The 20,833-nt window shown below is 45.6% G+C and carries 20 protein-coding genes and 1 riboswitch; of the genes, 6 read left to right on the forward strand and 14 right to left on the reverse strand.

The annotated features are described in order from the left end of the window. Window positions 1-127: transposase (locus tag L5M49_RS20950; RefSeq protein WP_263142520.1), on the reverse strand; the 127-nt coding region annotated here is incomplete at its 3' end. 185 nt (window positions 128-312) lie between these two features. On the opposite strand from L5M49_RS20950, the gene L5M49_RS20955 reads away from it, so the two are divergent. After that, window positions 313-474 carry a hypothetical protein gene (locus L5M49_RS20955; protein WP_263186299.1) on the forward strand — a complete coding sequence of 54 codons (162 nt, stop codon included), beginning with the start codon at window positions 313-315 and terminating at the stop codon, window positions 472-474. 14 nt (window positions 475-488) lie between these two features. Here the strand turns inward: L5M49_RS20955 and L5M49_RS20960 are convergent, their stop codons facing one another. The 7 genes from L5M49_RS20960 to moaA all read right to left on the reverse strand — a co-directional run bounded on the left by L5M49_RS20960 (window position 489) and on the right by moaA (window position 5,433). Then, window positions 489-1,592, reverse strand: coding sequence for an ABC transporter ATP-binding protein (locus L5M49_RS20960; RefSeq protein WP_263237582.1), 1,104 nt, complete (start codon window positions 1,590-1,592; stop codon window positions 489-491). Continuing rightward, window positions 1,573-2,253 carry a molybdate ABC transporter permease subunit gene (modB, locus tag L5M49_RS20965; RefSeq protein WP_106648406.1) on the reverse strand — a complete coding sequence of 227 codons (681 nt, stop codon included), beginning with the start codon at window positions 2,251-2,253 and terminating at the stop codon, window positions 1,573-1,575. The genes L5M49_RS20960 and modB overlap by 20 nt, the downstream gene beginning before the upstream one ends. After that, entirely contained in the window at window positions 2,253-3,056 is an 804-nt protein-coding gene (gene modA / locus L5M49_RS20970; RefSeq protein ID WP_263183889.1) for a molybdate ABC transporter substrate-binding protein, read from the reverse strand. The genes modB and modA overlap by 1 nt, the downstream gene beginning before the upstream one ends. 79 nt (window positions 3,057-3,135) lie before the next feature. Beyond that, entirely contained in the window at window positions 3,136-3,603 is a 468-nt protein-coding gene (gene moaE, locus L5M49_RS20975) for a molybdopterin synthase catalytic subunit MoaE (protein ID WP_263266786.1), read from the reverse strand. Window position 3,604: 1 nt separating this feature from the next. Next, entirely contained in the window at window positions 3,605-3,856 is a 252-nt protein-coding gene (moaD, locus tag L5M49_RS20980; protein ID WP_105251084.1) for a molybdopterin synthase sulfur carrier subunit, read from the reverse strand. Between the two features lie 23 nt (window positions 3,857-3,879). After that, window positions 3,880-4,356 carry a cyclic pyranopterin monophosphate synthase MoaC gene (gene moaC / locus L5M49_RS20985; RefSeq protein WP_006079755.1) on the reverse strand — a complete coding sequence of 159 codons (477 nt, stop codon included), beginning with the start codon at window positions 4,354-4,356 and terminating at the stop codon, window positions 3,880-3,882. 96 nt (window positions 4,357-4,452) lie between these two features. Beyond that, on the reverse strand, window positions 4,453-5,433 hold the full coding sequence (moaA, locus tag L5M49_RS20990; RefSeq protein ID WP_263164940.1) for a GTP 3',8-cyclase MoaA: 981 nt from the start codon (window positions 5,431-5,433) through the stop codon (window positions 4,453-4,455). After that, window positions 5,421-5,554: riboswitch (molybdenum cofactor riboswitch) on the reverse strand. (Overlaps the previous gene by 13 nt.) A 247-nt stretch (window positions 5,555-5,801) precedes the next feature. Between moaA and L5M49_RS20995 the strand changes: the two genes are divergently transcribed. Next, a complete protein-coding gene (locus L5M49_RS20995) occupies window positions 5,802-7,451 on the forward strand; it encodes an electron transfer flavoprotein-ubiquinone oxidoreductase (RefSeq protein ID WP_105251081.1) in 1,650 nt (549 codons plus the stop codon). Between the two features lie 347 nt (window positions 7,452-7,798). Next, complete coding sequence (locus L5M49_RS21000) at window positions 7,799-9,715, forward strand: methyl-accepting chemotaxis protein (protein WP_105251080.1); 1,917 nt, start codon at window positions 7,799-7,801, stop codon at window positions 9,713-9,715. 76 nt (window positions 9,716-9,791) lie between these two features. On the opposite strand, the gene L5M49_RS21005 is transcribed toward L5M49_RS21000, so the two are convergent. The 5 genes from L5M49_RS21005 to L5M49_RS21025 all read right to left on the reverse strand — a co-directional run bounded on the left by L5M49_RS21005 (window position 9,792) and on the right by L5M49_RS21025 (window position 14,497). Then, window positions 9,792-10,148 carry a DUF4870 domain-containing protein gene (locus L5M49_RS21005; protein ID WP_105251079.1) on the reverse strand — a complete coding sequence of 119 codons (357 nt, stop codon included), beginning with the start codon at window positions 10,146-10,148 and terminating at the stop codon, window positions 9,792-9,794. 36 nt (window positions 10,149-10,184) lie between these two features. After that, a complete protein-coding gene (locus tag L5M49_RS21010) occupies window positions 10,185-10,880 on the reverse strand; it encodes an MOSC domain-containing protein (RefSeq protein ID WP_198572493.1) in 696 nt (231 codons plus the stop codon). A gap of 135 nt (window positions 10,881-11,015) precedes the next feature. Next, on the reverse strand, window positions 11,016-12,476 hold the full coding sequence (locus tag L5M49_RS21015; RefSeq protein WP_263254913.1) for a diguanylate cyclase: 1,461 nt from the start codon (window positions 12,474-12,476) through the stop codon (window positions 11,016-11,018). 314 nt (window positions 12,477-12,790) lie between these two features. Next, window positions 12,791-13,642: a PfkB family carbohydrate kinase gene (locus tag L5M49_RS21020; RefSeq protein ID WP_131525131.1), complete on the reverse strand. Its 852-nt coding sequence runs from the start codon at window positions 13,640-13,642 to the stop codon at window positions 12,791-12,793. Between the two features lie 459 nt (window positions 13,643-14,101). Next, complete coding sequence (locus L5M49_RS21025; protein ID WP_105251074.1) at window positions 14,102-14,497, reverse strand: hypothetical protein; 396 nt, start codon at window positions 14,495-14,497, stop codon at window positions 14,102-14,104. A gap of 365 nt (window positions 14,498-14,862) precedes the next feature. On the opposite strand from L5M49_RS21025, the gene ovoA reads away from it, so the two are divergent. After that, the gene (gene ovoA, locus L5M49_RS21030) at window positions 14,863-16,977 is read left to right on the forward strand and encodes a 5-histidylcysteine sulfoxide synthase (RefSeq protein ID WP_263266787.1); all 2,115 of its coding nucleotides are present in this window, start codon (window positions 14,863-14,865) and stop codon (window positions 16,975-16,977) included. Window positions 16,978-17,118: 141 nt separating this feature from the next. Here the strand turns inward: ovoA and L5M49_RS21035 are convergent, their stop codons facing one another. Next, window positions 17,119-19,074, reverse strand: coding sequence for a methyl-accepting chemotaxis protein (locus L5M49_RS21035; protein WP_105251072.1), 1,956 nt, complete (start codon window positions 19,072-19,074; stop codon window positions 17,119-17,121). A gap of 358 nt (window positions 19,075-19,432) precedes the next feature. Between L5M49_RS21035 and L5M49_RS21040 the strand changes: the two genes are divergently transcribed. Together L5M49_RS21040 and L5M49_RS21045 are read left to right on the forward strand one after the other, a co-directional pair. Further along, window positions 19,433-19,744, forward strand: coding sequence for a pyrimidine/purine nucleoside phosphorylase (locus L5M49_RS21040; protein WP_063884943.1), 312 nt, complete (start codon window positions 19,433-19,435; stop codon window positions 19,742-19,744). Between the two features lie 320 nt (window positions 19,745-20,064). Next, a complete protein-coding gene (locus L5M49_RS21045; protein WP_212600236.1) occupies window positions 20,065-20,661 on the forward strand; it encodes a TetR/AcrR family transcriptional regulator in 597 nt (198 codons plus the stop codon). The last annotated feature ends 172 nt before the right edge of the window (window positions 20,662-20,833 follow it).

Consider the following 20,833-nt stretch of genomic DNA (forward strand, 5'->3'; position numbering starts at 1 on the left):
TATAAATTGACCTGTATAACTCCTTACCAAGGTTTCCTTTTAACATTTTAAAACGGTACTTCGGAGTCCAAACAATATGATATTTGCAACGCCAATAAACATGTGATGAACTTCTATAATCGCCCATGCTTTTCGTTTCCTCTTACTTGTGGTGAATAAGAAGTCTCTTTTAGCATGGGCGTAATTCAGGCTATAGCCTCAAGGAACAATCACCACCGCCAGAGGCGGTGGTTTTAGGATGACAATAAATCGCCCTCGACTAAAGTCAGATAACTTAGCGTCAGGTAACGGTATTTTTAAATCGGAGCGAAAATGAAACCAGTCATACGATGGATAAGCTTAAGCTTGTTATTAATAGCAGCATTAAGCGCTTATGCCTATGGCAGCGCCACCAGTGCATTGGTGTTCATCATCTTAGGCATGCTATTGGAAGGGACATTTTGGATTGGATTACTCGGTATAAAACGTCATTAAATTACGACATCACGTTATTCCAAAATATGAATTTGTTCGGATTTGAGTGCCACCGTAGTTTGCATCCCCTTAGTAAGAGCAAGCTTTTGGGCAAAATGCAGCGAGACTTCAGTGTTAAGTTGTAATGGGGTGCCAGTGACGTAGCAGATAAGCCGAACGGATTCGCCCATCACCAACATAGCGTCGATCGTGACATCTAATTTATTAAAACTGCGGCATAAACGCCCTTTGGAAATCGAATTAAAACGAATACCTTGATTGGGGATAACCCAACGGACTCGACTTCCCACAGGGCGATCTTTGCCATAATCGCAGGCAATTAGCTGCTCACCAAATTTAAGCCAAGTGAGATTTTTAGTGCAGTCTTGAAATACCACTTCACCATCAAAAATATTTCTTAGCCCCATCTGCCTAGCCACAGCTTCATTTCGTGGTCGCGACAATACCTCGAAAGGTGCACCCTGCTGCAGCATCTTGCCTTGGCTGATCAAAATCATCGAATCAGCCAGCAGTAAGGCTTCATTTAAGTCATGGGTGACCATAATCACTGGGCAGAGTAACTGCTCTTTGAGGCGCGCAAGTTCAAGGTATAAACGCTCACGGGTTTCCCTGTCCACCGCAGAAAAAGGCTCATCCAGCAACAAAACCGACGGTTCGCGGGCAAGCGCTCTCGCTAAGGCGACGCGCTGGCGCTGGCCGCCCGATAAATGCGCCGGTAATCGATCGGGTAATCCCTGTAGATTGACCCGTTCGAGCCAATCTTTCGCGCGCGGAATGCGCTCCGCCTTGGGAATATGATCAAGTCCAGCGACTACATTTTCTAAGGCAGTGAGATTCGGAAATAGGCCAAAATGCTGCGGCATATAACCGATATGGCGTTGCTGCGGGCTTAAGGCGATACGCGCTTTATCATCAAACCAAGGCCGATCGCCAAAGTAGATTTGTCCCGTATCGGGATGATTCAACCCAGCGATCATCCGTAGCAGTGTGGTTTTTCCACCGCCAGACGGCCCGACCACAGCAAGTACTTCACCCGCTTTACAGCGAAAATCGGCGTTGAGTTTAATGTGTTTATGATTTTGGATCTGACACTGCAGATCAGCGATGATTTGCGCCACGCTGACCTCCTAAACGCCGCGATAGACTGGTTGTTAGTGCTAACGCCGTCACGGCAAACAGCAATAAGACTAATGACATAGTGCCAGCGGCATTAAAATCGAATGATTGCACACTGTCATAAATTGCAATCGAAATCGTCTTAGTCTCGCCAGCAATATTGCCGCCCATCATCAGCACAACGCCAAACTCCCCAAGCACATGGGAGAAGCACAGAACTAATGCCGTTAGCACACCCGGCCACACCATAGGCAATTCAATTTTAAGTAGAATTTTAAGTCGACTCATGCCGCAACAAGCGGCTGCGTCGCGAACATCATTCGGCACAGCTTCGAATGCGCGTTGTATCGGCTGCACAGCGAAGGGAATATTGACTAAAACGGAGGCGATAACCAGACCAGAAAAGTGAAACACGAGTTGCTGACCCATGACTTGCTCAATCCATTGTCCGAGCCAACTTTGACTGCCAAGCCCCACCAGCAAGTAATAACCAATCACAGTTGGCGGTAATACTAAGGGCACCATGATCAGCGCCTCGACCCAAGATTTGCCGACAAATTGACGATAGGCTAATGCCCGTCCAGCCAAAATAGCTAAAGGAATCAACACTAAAACTGTGATGCCACTCAGCTTGACCGATAACCAAAGTGCCTGCCAATCCATCATGGTTGCTCTGGCAATGAAAAACCATAATCGGCCAAAACACGACGGGCACTATCGGCTCTTAAATAATCGTAAAAATGCTGAGCAGTTTCACTCGCCTTGGCCATTAATGCCATACGCTGAAACAGTGGGCTATGCATTTTTGCTGGCACTATGGCGTAATCACTATGTTTGGCAAAAGTAGGAGACATAGCTAAAGAGAGCGCAATAATCCCGCCCTGGGTTGAACCACTAATCGCAAACTGCCCTGCTTGGGACACATTTTCCCCAAGGATCAATTTAGGTTGAATCACATCCCACAACTGCACAAACTGCAATGCTTCTTTGGCCTTTTCGCCATAGGGAGCGTGATCAGGATTAGCAATAGCAAAACGGGTAATTTTTCCTGCAGTGAGTGCTTCAGCTAACCCCTTAAGTTCAGGATCAACGGACAAACGACCAGTTTTAGGTACAACAATAGCGAGTTGCCCTTGGGCATAAAGCACGCCAGCATCGCGGGCAACGCCAGCACTATGCAATTGTTGAATATATTTTTCATCCGCAGATAAAAATAATTCATAGGGCGCACCGTTTTGGATTTGAGTAGCAAAATTGCCCGATGATCCATAGGATATTTTTACTTTTAGCCCAGTTTCATTGGTAAATTTTTGGCTAATATCATCGAGGGCAAAACGTAAATCTGAGGCAGCGGCAATTGCGGGAATCCCTGTATTATCCGCCGCTCGACTGAACGATGGCGCGACCGCCAAGCACCAGAGTAATGCAAAAACACAGGTATGGAAGAAACGGGTCAAACTCTGCATTGGGTCACCTTAGTGCAATATTCGCGCGGGTCTTAAACTGGCAAGCTGCGTTGCGACTACGAGTATCTCTGCCACGCGACTAGTCTTTGTGTTGCCATAGCTTAGCCGCCTGTTCATCGGCATCTTTCGCTTCAACCCAACTTTTACCTTGCTCGCCCGCTTCTAATTTCCAGAATGGCGCTTTGGTTTTTAAAAAGTCGATTAAGAATTCACAGGCAGCAAAAGCGGCCTTGCGATGGGCGCTGGTTACGCCGATAAACACAATCTGCTCACCCAGAGCCATAGTACCGACACGGTGAATAACCGTCACTTTATTGAGCGGCCAGCGGCTACGCGCCTCGGCAACGATTTGTTCTAACACGGCTTCGGTCATACCCGGATAGTGCTCTAAGGTTAAGTCTGTCACCGCGGTACCATCGTTAAAATCACGCACTTTGCCGACAAAAGTGACTACGGCACCATCGCTATCATCTTGAGCTAGCTGGCGATATTCTTCAGAAACACTAAAATCGACCTCTTGCACTCGAACTGCGGGTAATAAACGCATATTAACCTCCTGTAACCGGTGGGAAAAAGGCGACTTCATCACCATCGCTTACAGGTGTATCCCATTGGCTAATGGTCTGATTTACCGCCACCAGCAATTTGTCAGAGGTTAATACTTTAGCCCATTTGTCGTCGGTGGCCGCCAGCGTTGCCCGTAATGCTTCGGCAGTTTGTGTCTGCTCGCTCGCCTCTAGACTTAATTTAGCTGTGCCCAACAATTCTCGAACTTGAGCAAAAAACAACACGTTAATCATAGTCTTCTCTCGTTTTTGATCCGCTAAACCTTAAAATGTCCCGACTTGCCGCCACGCTTTTCCAACAGACGGACTTGGGAGATCACCATATCTTTTTGCACGGCCTTGCACATGTCATAGATAGTTAACGCCGCCACTGAAGCCGCAGTTAACGCTTCCATCTCTACGCCCGTTTTACCGGATAACTTGCACAGGCTAGTAATACGCACGCGGTTATGTTCAGGTTGTGCCTCTAAATCGACTTCAACTTTCGTTAGCATCAGCGGATGGCAGAGAGGGATAAGGTCTGAGGTTTTTTTCGCGGCTTGAATGCCCGCAATACGCGCGGTCGCAAACACATCACCCTTGTGGTGGCTACCACTCATGATCATCTCGAGTGTCGTGCTCGCCATCTCGATAAAAGCTTCTGCACGGGCTTCGCGCTCGGTAACGGCTTTTTCAGTTACATCAACCATATGGGCATTGCCATCGGCATTAATATGAGTAAATACATTGCTCATCGGAGCGATCCTTTAATTGAGGTCAAAACAGGGTACAAGGGAAATTGAGCTTATACTCGCGCTAAATTGGCTATAGCCACAGACCTAAAATCAGGTCTAGCCGCCAATAGAGGCAAGATGCTGAGTGACACCTGTGATGCCTTGATGCAAGTAATGGGTTTCTTTCTTCTGGGCTAATTGACCGTGCAGACGCTCAATTAATTCCGCTTGCTGGTTAGAATGCTGTAGCAGATCACGTAAATCGACACCGGATTCCGTAAAGAGGCACAAGTGCAATTTACCCTTAGCAGATACCCGTAAACGGTTACAGGTAGCACAAAAATTATTGGCATAGGGCATGATCAAGCCGATACGGCCCTGATAATCGCTGCGGCTGAAATTTTGGGCTGGACCATCGGAGGCGCTTGGCGTATCTAATTGCCAGCTATCTGCCAGTAACTGCGCTTTGATGTCAGCGCCCGCTAGATGATGTGCTTCAAAATACTCACGACCAAGACCCGTTTCCATCAGCTCGATAAAACGCAGGTCGATTGGCGTGTGTTTAATCCAGTGTAAAAAACGTGGCAAATCTTTATCGTTTAAGCCTTTAAGCAGTACGGCGTTGATTTTTACTCGCTCGAAACCTGCTGACAAGGCGGCATCAATCCCCCGCATCACTTCATCAAACTTATTTTCGCCAGTGATCTGGTAAAACATTTTGGGATCTAAACTATCCACGGACACATTGATACGACGCAAGCCAGCATCGAACCATTCTTTGGCATGCTTTTCGAGTCGATATCCATTAGTGGTCGTCGCAATAGTATGAATGCGCGGGTTATCAGCGACGACACGAATGATGTCGGTAAAGTCTTTACGCAGGGTAGGTTCACCGCCTGTAATGCGGATTTTTTGGGTGCCGACTTGGCTAAATGCGGAGACTAAGTTTTCTATCTCATTGAGAGATAAGAATTTTGGTTTACCTTCAGGATGATAACCATCAGGGAGGCAGTAACTGCATTTGAAGTTACAAACGTCAGTGACTGACATCCGTAAATAGTGAAATTTTCGACCAAAGCTGTCTTGTAATTGAGACATGATCACCTTTCCAAGTGTGGGAGGTGAGAGCATTTCTTATCCCACCCCGGTGGCATTATTACCACGGCTACACCTCCATATCTTTCGACTTAGGCAGGCAAGCTCGGAGAACCGTCGTCGGTGATTATAGGCCGAAAGTACTCACTAGCTATACCCCTAAACAGGTATTTATTAACCTAGATCACGCTAGCGTGAATAATCTGTGACAGTCCTCACCTAAAGATTTGTATTGAATTAGACTAAACAGCAGCTTAATCCACTGTGACCTTATCTTATTTTCAGGTAAGGTGGTGCAAGCAATAAAACGCCCGTTTACAAACTACAACACTCGATAAAAATCGGGGAAACGTGAAGGAAGAGGTGAACTGATGGAACGCGAATCAATGGAATTCGATGTTGTTATCGTCGGTGCTGGTCCAGCTGGCTTGGCCACGGCATGTCGATTAATGCAAATATCACAGGATTCAGGTAAAGAAATTACCGTCTGTGTGGTAGAAAAAGGCTCAGAAGTGGGCGCGCATATTCTGTCAGGCGCTGTGTTCGAGACAAAAGTGCTAGACGAGCTATTCAGTGACTGGCGCGAAAAAGATGCTCCAATAAAAACCGCTGTCACCCACGACGAAATTTACCTACTCAGCTCAGCCACCGACGGCAGAGTCATGCCTAATGCTTTTGTGCCAAAAACCATGCACAACGACGGCAATTTTATTATCAGCGTCGGTAATCTATCCCGCTGGCTTGCCAATCGCGCAGAAGAACTCGGTGTCGAAATATTCCCCGGCTTTGCCGCCAGTGAACTACTATTTAACGCCGATAACAGCGTTAAAGGTATTTTGATTGGCGATATGGGAGTGGGTGCCGATGGCGAACCCAAAGACAGCTTTATGCCAGGCATGGAGTTGCACGCTAAATATACCGTTTTCTCCGAGGGTTGCCGCGGCCACTTAGGCAAGCAACTTATCGAAAAATACCATTTAGATAATGGTAAAACACCACAGCATTACGGTTTAGGCTTCAAAGAAATTTGGAAAGTCCCCGCCGAACAACACGAACAAGGCAAAGTCGTTCACACTGGTGGCTGGCCATTAACCGAGGGCGCATCGGGTGGCGGCTTCCTTTATCACATGGAAGATAACCAAATTGCGGTCGGCCTTATTATTGATTTGAACTACAAAAATCCGCATCTGAGCCCATTTGACGAATTCCAGCGCTATAAAACCCACCCTGTGATTGCTAAGTATTTAACGGGTGGCGAACGCCTTAGTTATGGCGCACGCGCGATTACTAAAGGCGGCTTAAACTCGCTACCTAAGATGAGTTTTCCTGGCGGTCTTATCATAGGCTGCAACGCGGGTACGTTGAACTTTGCTAAAATCAAAGGCACTCACACTGCGATGAAGAGCGGGATTGTTGCAGCAGAAACCTTAGGTAAAGCCATGATGGCAGGGGTTGAAGGCGGTAAAGATCTCGACTGTTACCAAACCCACCTTGAAGAAAGCTGGCTATACGAAGAATTGCATAAATCCCGCAACTTTGGTCCAGCGATGCACAAATTTGGTACCTATTTAGGCGGCGCATTCAACTATATAGATCAAAACTGGTTTGGCGGAAAGTTCCCTATCACACTGCGTGATGAGCACCCAGACTATGCGCAAATGGCACCTGTGAGCGCTTACAGCAAGATTGATTATCCAAAACCCGATGGCAAGCTTAGCTTCGATAAACTGTCCTCAGTGTATCTGTCGAGCACTTATCATGAGGAAGATCAGCCCTGCCATTTACGTCTCAAGGACAGCAGCATTCCACTGGGCATTAACTTGACTCAGTTTAATGAGCCAGCACAGCGTTATTGCCCAGCCGGCGTGTATGAAATCGTCGAAGAGGCGGGTCAGCCCAAATTTGTGATCAATGCGCAAAACTGCATTCACTGCAAAACCTGCGACATTAAAGATCCTAGCCAAAATATCACTTGGGTTACGCCAGAAGGCGGTGGTGGTCCTAACTACCCCAATATGTAACTTGTCACCAATAAATGTTAATAGCGGCGCTCAATGGAGCGCCTTTTTTTCACCTTTGAAACAAACATCTCACTTTTTTGCTTGCCCTTATCTACGACATTGGCCACAATTGCCACACATAAAAGAGTTCGTTTTCAATCATCATCCCATTTCCATCTATACTCTACATAATTAGATCTACTGCAAGACCAACGGGTTAGGCCAAATAAATGTTTTATACGCTGTTTTATTCGGCATTCGGCCTAGACTAAGGTTAACTTTTCACATTCCTGTCCGATAATCTTTTACCGTACAAGAGTGCGTTGACCGATAACGCAAAACAGTCCAACACAGGCATATTGATATTTATGATATTTAATAACCTCACCATTAAGCAGAAAATTCTGTTAACAGTGACATTTGCAGTACTGCTGTCGACCATACTCGTCGGCGTATTAAGCCAACGTAGCGCTAAAAATGTCGTACAACAACGGATGTTAGGTTCGGAACTGCCGAGTTTGATGATGCAGATCCGCAATAAGATCGATCTCGACATCTCCACTTTAATGAATGCCGCAGAGCAATTGGCCAGCAGCCGCATGTTACTCCAATGGCTCGAAGATGGCAGACCACAGGCCCAAGAAACCCAAGTGGTTGCCCAACTGAAAGACATCACGCGTCAATATAAGCTAGCGCAAGCCTCCTACGCCGACAGACAAACTGCCGCCTACTACACTCAGGATGGATTTTTGCGCGTGCTAACCCCAGCGCAGGATGGCTGGTTTTTTGGTTACCGAGACAGTGGCCAAGAACGTATGTTAAACGTATTCACTGAGGCCAACGGCGAAGTCAAACTCTTCATCAACTACCAGCAACCTAATGGTCGCGGCTTAGTCGGGCTTGCTAAATCACTCGATGACATGGTGCGTTTGCTGAGCTCGTTTAAGATTGAAGAAACCGGTTTAGTCTACTTAGTGGATGCTAAAGGTGAGGTAAAACTCCACCCAGATACGAGCCAAATTGGTAAGAGCAGCCTAAGCAACTTATACAAGGATGCGAGTTCAAGCTCATTATTAAACCGCAGCGATTTCAATCTGATCAATACCAAAATCAATGGCGAAAACATGCTGGTTGCCAGTAGTTATATCGCATCTATGGATTGGTACTTAGTCGCACAGGTGCCAGAGGCCGAAGTATTCGCACTATTAACCGAAGCGGCTTATCAGATCTTAATCTGGACGCTAATCATTGCAGCGGGCTTTATTGTTCTCGCCATCGTGGTGGCAGGTTCTGTGAGTCGTCCTATTGCACAAGTTGCCGCTATGTTCCACGACATAGGCGAAGGTGAAGGTGACTTACGCCAACGTCTACCTGTCAATGGTGAAGATGAAATTGCGCAACTCGCCAAGGGATTTAACAGCTTTATCAGCAAGATACAGGAATCTGTCATCGAAGTGGCACAAACCAGCGAACAGCTCGGTTTCTCGGCTAAGGATGTGTCGAATCAGGCACAGCAAACCTTAGAAGACAGCCACGAGCAGAAAGATCGCACTATGATGGTGGTAACGGCCATTAATGAAATGGGCGCGACGGTTAACGAAATTGCCAGTAATGCCGCCCAAGCTGCGGTTGCCGCCAGAGATGCAGATACTGAAGCCAGCAGCGGCCAAGTTGTGGTAACCCGTGCCCGCGATACCATTAACCAATTGTCGAAAGACGTTGGCCAAGTGGGTGAAGTGATTGAGTCCCTCGCGACCCACACTAAATCCATCGGTGGTATTTTAGATGTGATCCGCGCTATCTCTGAGCAGACTAACTTGTTAGCCCTCAACGCGGCCATTGAAGCAGCACGTGCCGGCGAAGCTGGACGCGGATTTGCTGTCGTAGCCGATGAAGTGCGTAACTTAGCCTCACGCACAGCAGCATCGACCAATGAAGTGCAAGGCATGATCGACAAGCTGCAATCGGAAGCCAGCCGCGCGGTTAATGCGATGGCCCAGAGTCGTACCCGCTCCCACGAAGGCGTTGTGGCCGTCGATGAAGCCAGTAAATCGTTAATTGGCATTAGCGATCGCATTGGTCTTATCAGCGACATGAACATCCAAGTTGCTGCGGCAACGGAAGAACAATCCACAGTTGTGGAGGACATCAACCGTAACGTCACTGAAATCAATGACATTACTCAACGTACTGCCAATACTGCACAAGCGGCGGCACAGGCGAGTTTAGCCTTGAATCAACTGTCACACCGCTTAGATACCTTAGTGGCCAAGTTTAAGGTGTAAAACCTTAAAACTTACGCCATAAAAAACGCCTTAGATGTTTCCATCTAAGGCGTTTTTCTTTAACTCGCAGAGGTAATTAATCCATAGCAATAAATTTAATCGTTAATGGATAGCGATACACTTTACCTTCGCTGGCCTTAATAATCGCCAGCACAGTGCACACCAAATCGAATATGCCGAGTATGGCTAAAAAGATGAAACCAATGCCGACCAAAGCTAATACGCCACTGATAATCACATAAATCAACAGGCTCAATTTAAAGTTCAAACAACTACGGCCACATTGATCGACAAATGCGGACTCTTCACGCTTCATCAGCCAAATGATCAAAGGACCAAGAATAGAGCCCAACGGCACTAAGTATCCAATAAAACTTGAGGCGTATACCAGTAAGCCAAAATCTTTATCACTTTTTGTAACGGGTTCAATCATAGGTCATCCCTGTTTTATCATTTTGAATATAAAGCCTTATTTTCCACTCGGCCCATATAAACGCATTTGCCAATCTTCTACTGTCTGTAATGCTAAGCGGCGTTGTAGGCTATTAACCCAACTCAGCGCTAATCCCTCGCAGGAAGCTAAACGATCATAGGCACTGGCATTAAACGTTGGCGAGAAATAGAGTGACATGGCCTCGGCAACACTGATATCAGTACGACGCTCAACTAATTCAATCCTATCGTTTAACTGAATAATCCCTGGGGTTAAGATTCTATAAAACCAACCACATAATTGGCTTTGCTGCATGGCGAGTGCGAATTCTCTGTGACCAAATTGCAGATTCAATTTAAAACAAGGTGAACGCGGCTGAGTCACTTGCACTTTTACTGCGCCAATTTGCAAGATATCGCCAATATTGACTTGAGTTTCGTTCAGTCCAACTGTGCTAATGTTCTCTCCCATGCTGGGCGCATCTTCGAGCTGGGTGATTAAGTCCCAACGACGATATTGGCCGTAGTGCTCGCGGGGGAAATGATGTAGCACGCGATCAAGGCCACCATGGTGTTTTGGATCGGCCTGCGCGTCCCCTTCAACATGGTCGATATGCACTAACAGTTGTTGAGCCGCTTGCTTACCATCAATCCCCGTAGCAACACCGGACATTTCTTGAAGATGAGTTCCTAAGTACAATCCAGACAACTTATTAATCAACAACTTTGACATCTGCAACTCCAAATCAATGACCTATCGCGCATTACTGTCAGAGTGTAAACCGCGATACGCCAATAACACAATCAACCCGCGCCATAACCCACAAAGGTAGGCTAAACATTGCTGCCAAGAAGAACCGAGTAGAGTCTATGAATGATTTAACACCACTTGATTTCGACCCGCTTCTTTTGCCTGATACAAGGCCAGATCGGCACGTTTGATAAGGTCCTCTGCGGGCTCTTGCACTTGATGCTCAGCAACACCAATACTGGCAGTAATAGAAATGTGTAATCCATTCACTTTAATTTCCCGCTGGGAAATGAGGTCACGGATCTGTTCTGCCAGTTCTGCCGCTCGGGATAAATCCATCTCAGGGAGTAAAATTAAAAACTCTTCACCGCCCCAGCGACATAAAATATCCTGTTGTTGTAGTAAGCCACGCAGCATATTAGTCATGGTTTTTAATACTAAGTCACCAATCCCATGCCCATAACTGTCGTTCACTTTTTTAAAGTGGTCGATATCCAACAAGAGTATTGAAATCGGCGATTGTGTCTGCTTAGCTTTATCTAACGCCTGCCTAAAGTACTCATCAAACACCTGACGGTTAGCGGCGCCAGTGAGCTTATCGGTAGACGCCATAATTTCTAGTTTGCGCTGATAACGACCTAAGGTCATGTTTGAGATGAATAAAATACCTAGAGTCACCATTAGGCTTAACGCCAAATTACCCCAAAACGTATTTAACAGTTCCCGCTCCTGTGGCGCATCCTCCTGCTCAACAATTAAATACCACTTAAACTCAGGAACTAAGCGACTATTGAGATAAACCGTTTTCCCGTTTTTCTGATAGCTGAAGGCGGCACTTGGGCTGGTTAAAATACGCGTAGCCAAATTATCAAGCCCTACGTTCGTTTGCAGCGAATCCGTACCGTCATATTGATCGCCATGCAAAGTGACATTACCTTGCCGGTCGGTAAAGAACACTCGGCGGTTATAACGCTTTTGATATAACTCAATTAAGGCTTTAACCTTTTCAACCGCCAACCCCACACCGGTAACACCAATGAATTTTCCTTCAAAATCAAAAACTTTATAGTTAACAAATACGGTTGTCTTACTGCGGTCTGCCGTATCGGCATCAATATTGACCTCATAATGCTCAGATTCGGGTAAAGAGCGCACTCGAAAATACCAAGCATCGTCAGGCTCTACATCTTGGATTTTTTTTAAAATGCCCGTGGAATGGTAATAATTTCGACTTTTCTCAGACACAAAAAAGCTAGTGACTGTACCGTATTTCTCTTGGATTTCCTTAAGGTAACGAATGAGTTTTTCGGGCTCTTGCTCATGACTTAAGGTCCAATCCCGAACAAAGGTATCCTGCGCCATCAAGGATGAAATAAAGATGGGTCGTAACAAATCCTGTTGAATTTCTGAATAAATATTGTCACTTGTGAGCGGTAAGGTATTGCTCTCTATTTGTTGGCTCAGTGAATCATGGGCCACTTTGTAACTGATACCGCTGGTCACTAAAAAGGCGACCAAAAGCAAAACAGACAGAAGCCAAATAAATTTATTTTTATCATTCCAAGCGTTATTGCCCATTCTCAACTCCAAAGACTACAGAACACCTTGAGTGGCTTATTATTTTAATTTAACGATAACTATTTTAGTTGAATAAATGTTAACGCAATTGCGCCATGGCCGCACAAGATTTCTGTCGTATTGGCGTTCTACGATGGAATAACTTTATTTTGAGCAAAAAAATGCCTCGTTGGGGAAACGAGGCAAAAACATACTAACCAATAAATGGGAGAAAAGTACAAGAAAACGTTAAGGGACAAGCTATGCGCCACAAGACATACTCTAGCAAGGACGTATGACAAAAAGATGACTCAAACTGGTCGCCCGCAGATTTATCATGCGATTTGCTTCGCCTCTAAATACTGTTTTAGTGCCTCACCCGGAATAGAACTATCAGTTGCCACCGCAAATGCCGCCCAAATCGCCCCTTCTGCCATGGCCTCAGTAATCGACTGGCCGATGCAGAGACTGTGGATCAACCCTGCCGCATAGGCATCACCCGCGCCTGTGGTATCAACAACTGTGGCAGGGATAGCAGCAACATGCTGCACTTGATCGTGCGTGTAAACCTTAGCCCCATTGATACCATCGGTGACAATAAAGTAACGCAGACAATCGCCGCCAATGCTTTTGCCATATTCCCAAGATGCGCCATCACAACGCCCCTGAATATCACTCATGGAGGCCAATAAAATATGACAAGGTCTCTGTCTGTCGTCCTTGGCTAATTGCGCGACCACAAGACAATGTTCTAAAGCTGTTTTTGCCCAGCTAACAGAGCCTTCAGCGGAAGTATTAAAATACAGCGCGTCCCATGGCTGCCATTTCGGCGGTACAGATAATTCAAATATGGGTCTTTGTGGCCGAATAATGGTGCGCTCGCCATCTGGCGTCATTACAAGCAGCATTTCGCATGTATTGCCGGCACGGCGCTGCACTAAACGACAATCGAGCCCTTGAGTACTGGCTTCTGCAATGAGCCAATCCCCCATGTCATCACGGCCCACTTGACTCACCAGCGCGACGCTATGCCCTGCCCAGACTAAACCTAATCCGGTATTTGCCCCACCGCCGCCGAGCCTTTGGCCGCCATCTTGATAATGGAAACGTCCACCTGTTTTTAAAGGTTTATCAAGCAGTAAGATTCGATCACAGTTGAGATTGGCAACTAACAGAATATTAGCCATTACACGGCTCCAAAGGGCAAAAAAGCATCAAGGCCAGAAGATAAAAACAAAGAAATATCAATCTAGAGCAAAATGCTCACAGGCACAATCCAATCATCAAGATAGAAACACTATAAGGATATGGCAGCGCCTTGATGTAAGCATTTGTCCCGAAGAAGACGAGGAAAACAGTTATACACTCATACGGTATAACATAGATGTTAACTCTAACACTTTGTTTAAAATCGATTTATAGAAAAGATAACGTCTCAGGACAAAATGAAGCGTAACCATTTTGAAGCCGACTCGATTAATTATCAGTAGACATAGTTAAAATGCATGCTGGATACATATATTAAATTTATGAATGGAATCAAACAAGAATACCAATAACTTGCTGAACAAGTAAAAGTGCAGTCAACCTCGGATCCCGAGCGCTAACTGCACTTTGCCATCTAGTTACTCACGATAAACCTTCAATTACTTTATTGGCGTCAATGGTGATAAAGACGCAAATTGTACTGCTAATGTCCAATCTGTAATGACCATATCTGAAGGCTGCCAACTGTCATCAACCCACTCATAAACCAAGCCAGGGTTTTCCTCTGCGTTGACTAACAAACGCCGTCCATCTTGCAACACAAGCGTATAATCGAGCCCCTGCGCATCGACACTTTCAATGTCCCCCAAGACATTGTGCTTAATGGCCGAAATAGTTCCGGTTGCCTTAACGGCATCGTTTTCCTTTGCACCGCTGTAAAACTTTAACGCCTCGTTTGCGGCAGTCTTGTGAAAAACAAACTCCTCAGTCACACCCACTACGATCGACGGATCAAGCTCATACCAGGCGGGTATCCATAATGCGTTAATTGTCATCCCGTTATATCCTGCATAATAATTTTACGGACGGGATCATTCTGCCTTAACCCCGACAGAGAAAATACTCTTCAGGGATAAAATAATTTTAATCCCTGTAAGGAATAGCATCACTAAATTGAGCGCATCACTTTCTTTGTAAGATAATCCCAAACCAGAGGGTCATACCTGAGATGCTTTAAGCTCCAGCACTGATGTTGGACTCAATTAGTCTTTCTGTTAGTTTGTAAAACACTTTGCCTCAAACCGACACATTAAGCTGACAAAGTGATCCTGAGCTCAGTAATCGCGTATAGAGTCACACACGATAGATTAATCTTCCCATGCTTGCACCGCAGGCCGATAAATACGGAGTTTACTTGCCTATGGATAAGCCCATAACGCAACCCCCTCAAACCCTTAAGCTCATTGGTGAAACTGAGGCCGGAAAGCGTCAAGAGCTTAAGCAATACTTTAATCAGACATGGGCTTTATACGAGTCTCTGTATGATTTGATCCAAGAAGATAGCGCCTATTACCTCAAAGCCGAGCCGCTGCGCCATCCGTTAATCTTTTACTTTGGCCATACGGCCACTTTCTATATCAACAAACTCAAACTCGGTAAATTTCTCGATGAACGGGTAAACGACAACTTCGAATCCATGTTCGCCATTGGTGTCGATGAGATGTCTTGGGATGATTTGAACGAACAACATTATCCGTGGCCGGATGTGGCAGAGGTGCGAAGCTATCGCCAACAAGTTAATGCTGTCGTCAATCGTGTTATCGATGAAATGCCTCTAGCGTTACCTATCACTCAAAATAGTCCAGCTTGGATCATTTTGATGGGCATTGAACATGAGCGTATTCATTTAGAAACCTCATCGGTGATCATACGCCAACTGCCGCTGGAATATGTCGCACCCAACCACCTCTGGCCTGCGTGCCAAGACACCGCCCCTGCCGAGGCCAACAGTTTATTGGCTGTAAAAGGGCAAAAAGTGACCTTAGGCAAAACTGAACAAGACCAAACCTACGGTTGGGACAATGAATACGGCCATAAAATATTTAACGTTAACGACTTTAAGGCTGCTAAATTCTTAGTCTCGAATCAAGAGTATCTCGCATTCGTCGAGGCTGGCGGCTATCGCTCACCCCAATTTTGGAATGAAGAAGGCCAAGCTTGGCTTGCCTATACCCAAGCACAAATGCCGCGTTTTTGGCGCTTAAGACAAGATAAATGGTGGCAACGTAACTTAGTGGAAGAAATTCCGCTGCCATTAAACTGGCCTGTTGAAGTGAATCAGCTCGAAGCTAAGGCCTTCTGTAATTGGAAAGCCGAACAAAAGCAAAGCAATATACGTCTATTAACTGAAGCTGAGTGGTACATCTTACGCGAGAATGTGCCCGCCGATGCGCCCGATTGGCATGAAGTGCCGGGCAATATTGCTTTGGCTTATTACGCATCTTCTTGCCCAGTGAATCGCTTCGAACATAATGGCTTTTTCGATATTGTCGGTAATGTTTGGCAATGGACAGAAACCGCAATCGACGGTTTTGACGGCTTCGCCGTACACCCACTTTACGATGATTTCTCCACCCCAACCTTCGATGGCAAACATAATCTCATCAAAGGCGGCTCGTGGATCTCTACGGGTAATGAGGCAATTGCTTCATCACGCTATGCGTTTCGTCGACATTTTTATCAACACGCGGGCTTTCGCTATGTGGAATCCCCCCAAAATCCAGCTCAAATGGCCGAGGTCAATGTGTACGAAACGGATGAACTGATTTCCCAATACCTTGAGTTCCACTATGGCGCCGAATATTTCGGGGTGGCTAACTTCTGCGTCAATGGTGTGCAGCAAGCGCTGAATGAAATTCAATTGACTCATACAGCTAAAGCCCTCGATATCGGCTGCTCCGTTGGTCGCGCGAGTTTCGAACTGGCAAAAGTGTTTGATCATGTTGATGGTATCGACTTCTCGGCGCGCTTTATTCAACAGGCCTATGCGCTGACAGAACAAGGTGAAAAACGTTACACCATACGTACCGAAGGCGACTTACAGGAATTTAAGAGTGCGAGTCTCGCGAAACTGGGATATGAGCTTGAGGCGAAAAAGGTCAACTTTATGCAAGGTGATGCCTGTAATTTAAAGCCCATCTACACAGGTTATGATTTGGTTTATGCCTCAAATCTTATCGACAGGTTGAACGAGCCTAAACACTTTTTAACCAGTATTGCCCAGCGAATTAATCAAGGTGGATACCTTGTGATTGCCTCGCCATACACTTGGCTTGAAGATTATACGCCCAAGGATAAATGGTTAGGTGGTGTTAAAGTCAAAGGAGAGAACTTCACCACCTTAGATGGTTTGACCGAAACCTTGATCGGCCAATTTGAGCTGGTCGCAGTGAAGGAAATTCCCTTCGTGATCCGCGAGACTAAACGTAAATTCCAACATTCCATCTCAGAAATGACAATTTGGCGTAAACGTTAATGCTCACTCATGGGATAACCAACTGAAGTCCTGATAAAAATATCCGCCAGAAATCCATTTCTGGCGGATGTGTAACATCCAGCTCAGTCACATTTACAGCACCAACTAAGGTGAGAACACTGTAAATGCAGCGAAAAATATCTACACCTTAAACTGTGCCGTTGTTAAACCAAGCTGATTCGCTAACCCTAACAGACTCCGCGTACTCGCTGCCACTTGGCTGATAGCCGCACTATTTTCCTCCGCCGCCACGCTTAAGCCCGCAATCCCCTGCGCAATCGTCGCCGAAACCGTTGTTTGTTCTTCCGCAGCGGTTGCGGTTTGAATCATTAATGCCTTTAAGGTTTCTAAGCGCAAAGCAATATCATCCACCGCGGTCTGCATTCCATCGGCATCTTCTGCGGTTTTAGAGGCTTCAGTGGAACAAGTCACACTATGCAACGCCAGCACACCTGACTGTTGCTGAATACCTTTTAACACTTGCCCAATATCCTGAGTTGCTAACTGAACCTTCACCGCTAACTGACGCACCTCATCGGCAACCACAGCAAATCCACGACCATGCTCGCCAGCTCTCGCTGCTTCAATCGCCGCATTAAGAGACAAGAGATTAGTTTGTTCCGCAATCGCATTTATCACAGCTAATACTGAGCCGATTTTCTGACTATCCGCCTCAAGACTGCCCACCTGTTGATGAATAGTTGCAAAACTGCTCAAGGTCACTTTTAAGCTTTTACGAGTACTGGCCAAGTTTTGCGAAAGAATTTCACTCGAATGGGTACAGGCGGACACTTCATCGGAGGATCTCATCGTATTCGTGCTGATTTCAGCTGCGGCATAACTCATTTCTTCAACTGCAGTGGCCAACATATCAGTTTCTTTAGCCTGCATCTGAATACTGCAATCGGCTTGTGTCATAGCGGCAGAGTTTTGTTCGGCGGCAGATTCAAGTTCATGCCCAACGCCCACCAGCTGACTGATGATTTCTTTGAGCTTAGTTTGCATCCGCGCCAACCAACTCATCAGGTGATTATCCGTTTGAACATGCGGTAAATTATGAGTTAAATCGCCAGAGGCGATCATACTGGTCAAGTTACACATGTCCTCAGGCTCACCGCCGAGCGGCTTTAATACAAACCCTGTAACTAACTTAGCGGCAGCGAACGCCAACACTAAGGCTGCTGCACAAACAGATAAACCGATAAACATCATACGGTAGGCGGGAGCAGCAATTTCACTCACATCAATTTCAGCCATCAAACCCCAACGTAAACCGAGCTCAACGACAGGAGAATAAGCGGATAAAACGGGATTATTGTTATAGTCATTCACTTGCATCACCCCCGATTTACCAGCCAGCGCCTCCTTTACCGCCAGCGTATCAACACCATTTTGAGCTACCGTTCCCGCAAACGAAGCCGTAACAGTACGATTAATGGGGTCGAGAAAAGAATCAGAACGCATACGATTATTTGGGCCAATGAGATAAGTTTCACCACTTTGCCCCATACCCTCACGAATTTGCATAACTCTGTTGATGCGATCGATTGATACTTGAGCCGCCACCACCAATCTTTGTTGATTAAACTGAATCGACTGGCCAATAAATGCCGCAGGTTGACCGTTTGAAGGCGCGTATGCGGAGAAATCTTGAAGTAATACAGTGCCAGCCGATCCCAATGCCTTATTGAATAACTGTGCTAATCCCGAATCATGGAAGGGCCCAGTACGCAAATTGGTGCCGAAATCAGACTCCTTCGCCACTGTATATAAAACGGTGCCGTCGTCACTAATAATAAATAGGTCATAAAAACCGAGGGATTTATTTAATGACTGCAAGGTTTGATCTATGTCAGTAAGAGTATCGAGGCTTTTTTGGCTGGCAATTACGGCGCTGACGGCCTGCAGGTTATCGGAAAAGTCCTGAAACATGCCAACAATCTGCCGTTGCTTGATCTCACGTACAGCCACTAAACGAGACTGAGCCTCGGCAAACAATTCATCCCGAGCAATGTAAGTCACTATTGCGGTGGCAAATATGAGGGGTAATAGGACAATCAATAAACTGATAAGCTGAATTTTACGAGTAAAACCCATGGTGAGACTCCTTGTCGCGCGTCGAATTCCATTCCTTCAATCTTTGCAGAATCAAACCTGCCTTAAAACTATAGGAGAAGAATCTCAGCTAAACAAAGCGGTGCCGACTATTTTCATCAAAAGTTCACTAAAATTCCGACAACTCATTATTTTTAAGTAGAAAAATGATTAATAACTTTAAATGACAACCAAGCCATACCGACCATTTCAAACAAAATGATATAGTGGGAAATAAGCGATAAACCGAACGTTAGCATCAACTTATATTCAATGCGCACATCCATGCGACAAATGATGCATTGAAATTTATTAAATATGCATATAAATTCATCCCAAGCCAATTTATAGAGGATTAATAATGAGTTTACTCGAGCAAGTGTCAGTATCTAAAAAAGCCAACATCTACTTTGATGGCAAAGTGGCTAGCCGTAGCGTATTTTTTGCCGATGGCAGCAAGCAAACCTTAGGTGTTGTATTACCAGGGGAATATGAGTTCTCAACCTCCCAAGGCGAAATCATGGAAGTGACTAGCGGCCGTTTTGAGGTGTTGCTTCCAGAAACAACGACTTGGCAAGAATTTAGCGAAGGAACTCAGTTTGAGCTGGCTGCAAATGTTAGCTTTAAAATTCGTAACACAGCCATTGCCGAATATTGCTGTAGCTATCTCTAGTCATCTCGATTAAGTGACAGTGCGATTAATATTTCATATCAATCGTTAATCGAACGCTCACAGTGACGGTTTATCCCAGCACTGTGAGTATGTTGTCCTACCGAACCATTTCACCATTTCACCATTTCACCATTTCACCATTTCACCATTTCACCATCAGAATGCCTTATCCGTCTAACATTTATCAATTTGGCAATTTTATTAACCTGGCTCAAGGCAGCGCAAAAGTCACAATGCAAAGCATACTAAATCGAATGCGTTGATATCGCCGAAAAAAACAACACTAGACGACCGGTCTAATTTGATTTATCCTAACCCACATGAAAATTGAAACTCAATCCACTCGCCAGCACATTCTCGATATCGGCTACAAGCTGATCGTACGCAAAGGCTTCTCCAGCGTCGGCTTATCCCTACTGCTGCAGGCGGCCGAAGTGCCAAAAGGCTCGTTTTATCACTACTTCAAATCCAAAGAACAATTTGGCGAAGCGCTTATTACTGATTATTTTGAAAAATATCAATTAGATTTAGACGCATTATTCAATGACTCAACACTGACAGGCCATCAACGCTTGATGCAATACTGGCAACAATGGTTGCACGTACAAGCCGATGGCTGCGTAGATCAAAAGTGTCTGGTCGTGAAACTCAGCGCCGAAGTGGCCGATTTATCCGAAGCCATGCGTGTTGCCTTACTTAAAGGCTCCGCCGGCATCATAGAGAGGTTAACGACTTGCGTTCAAGTGGGCATAACAGATAGATCAATCGCCCTGCAAGATCCGCAATCAACCGCTGAAATGTTGTATCACATGTGGTTAGGCGCCAGCTTAATGAACAAGTTGGGCCACAGCCCTGCGGCACTCGAACGTGCACTCGTGACGACTAAAGCCATTTTAACGCCTAAAACGGCCCTTTAACCTAATACCGACTCAAAACTAATATTTGCTGATATCGATCAGCCCAGATTTTTAAAGAACACATTTTCACGCCCCGAAATTAGACGACTGGTCTACTAATTTAACGGGCGATTAATTAATGCAGCTCAATTAACGCTGCTCATTTAAAGTAATAATAGGAATAACATCATCC

Source organism: Shewanella sp. SM74, from assembly GCF_025653725.1.
In the GTDB taxonomy this organism is placed as follows: Bacteria; Pseudomonadota; Gammaproteobacteria; order Enterobacterales; family Shewanellaceae; genus Shewanella; species Shewanella oncorhynchi.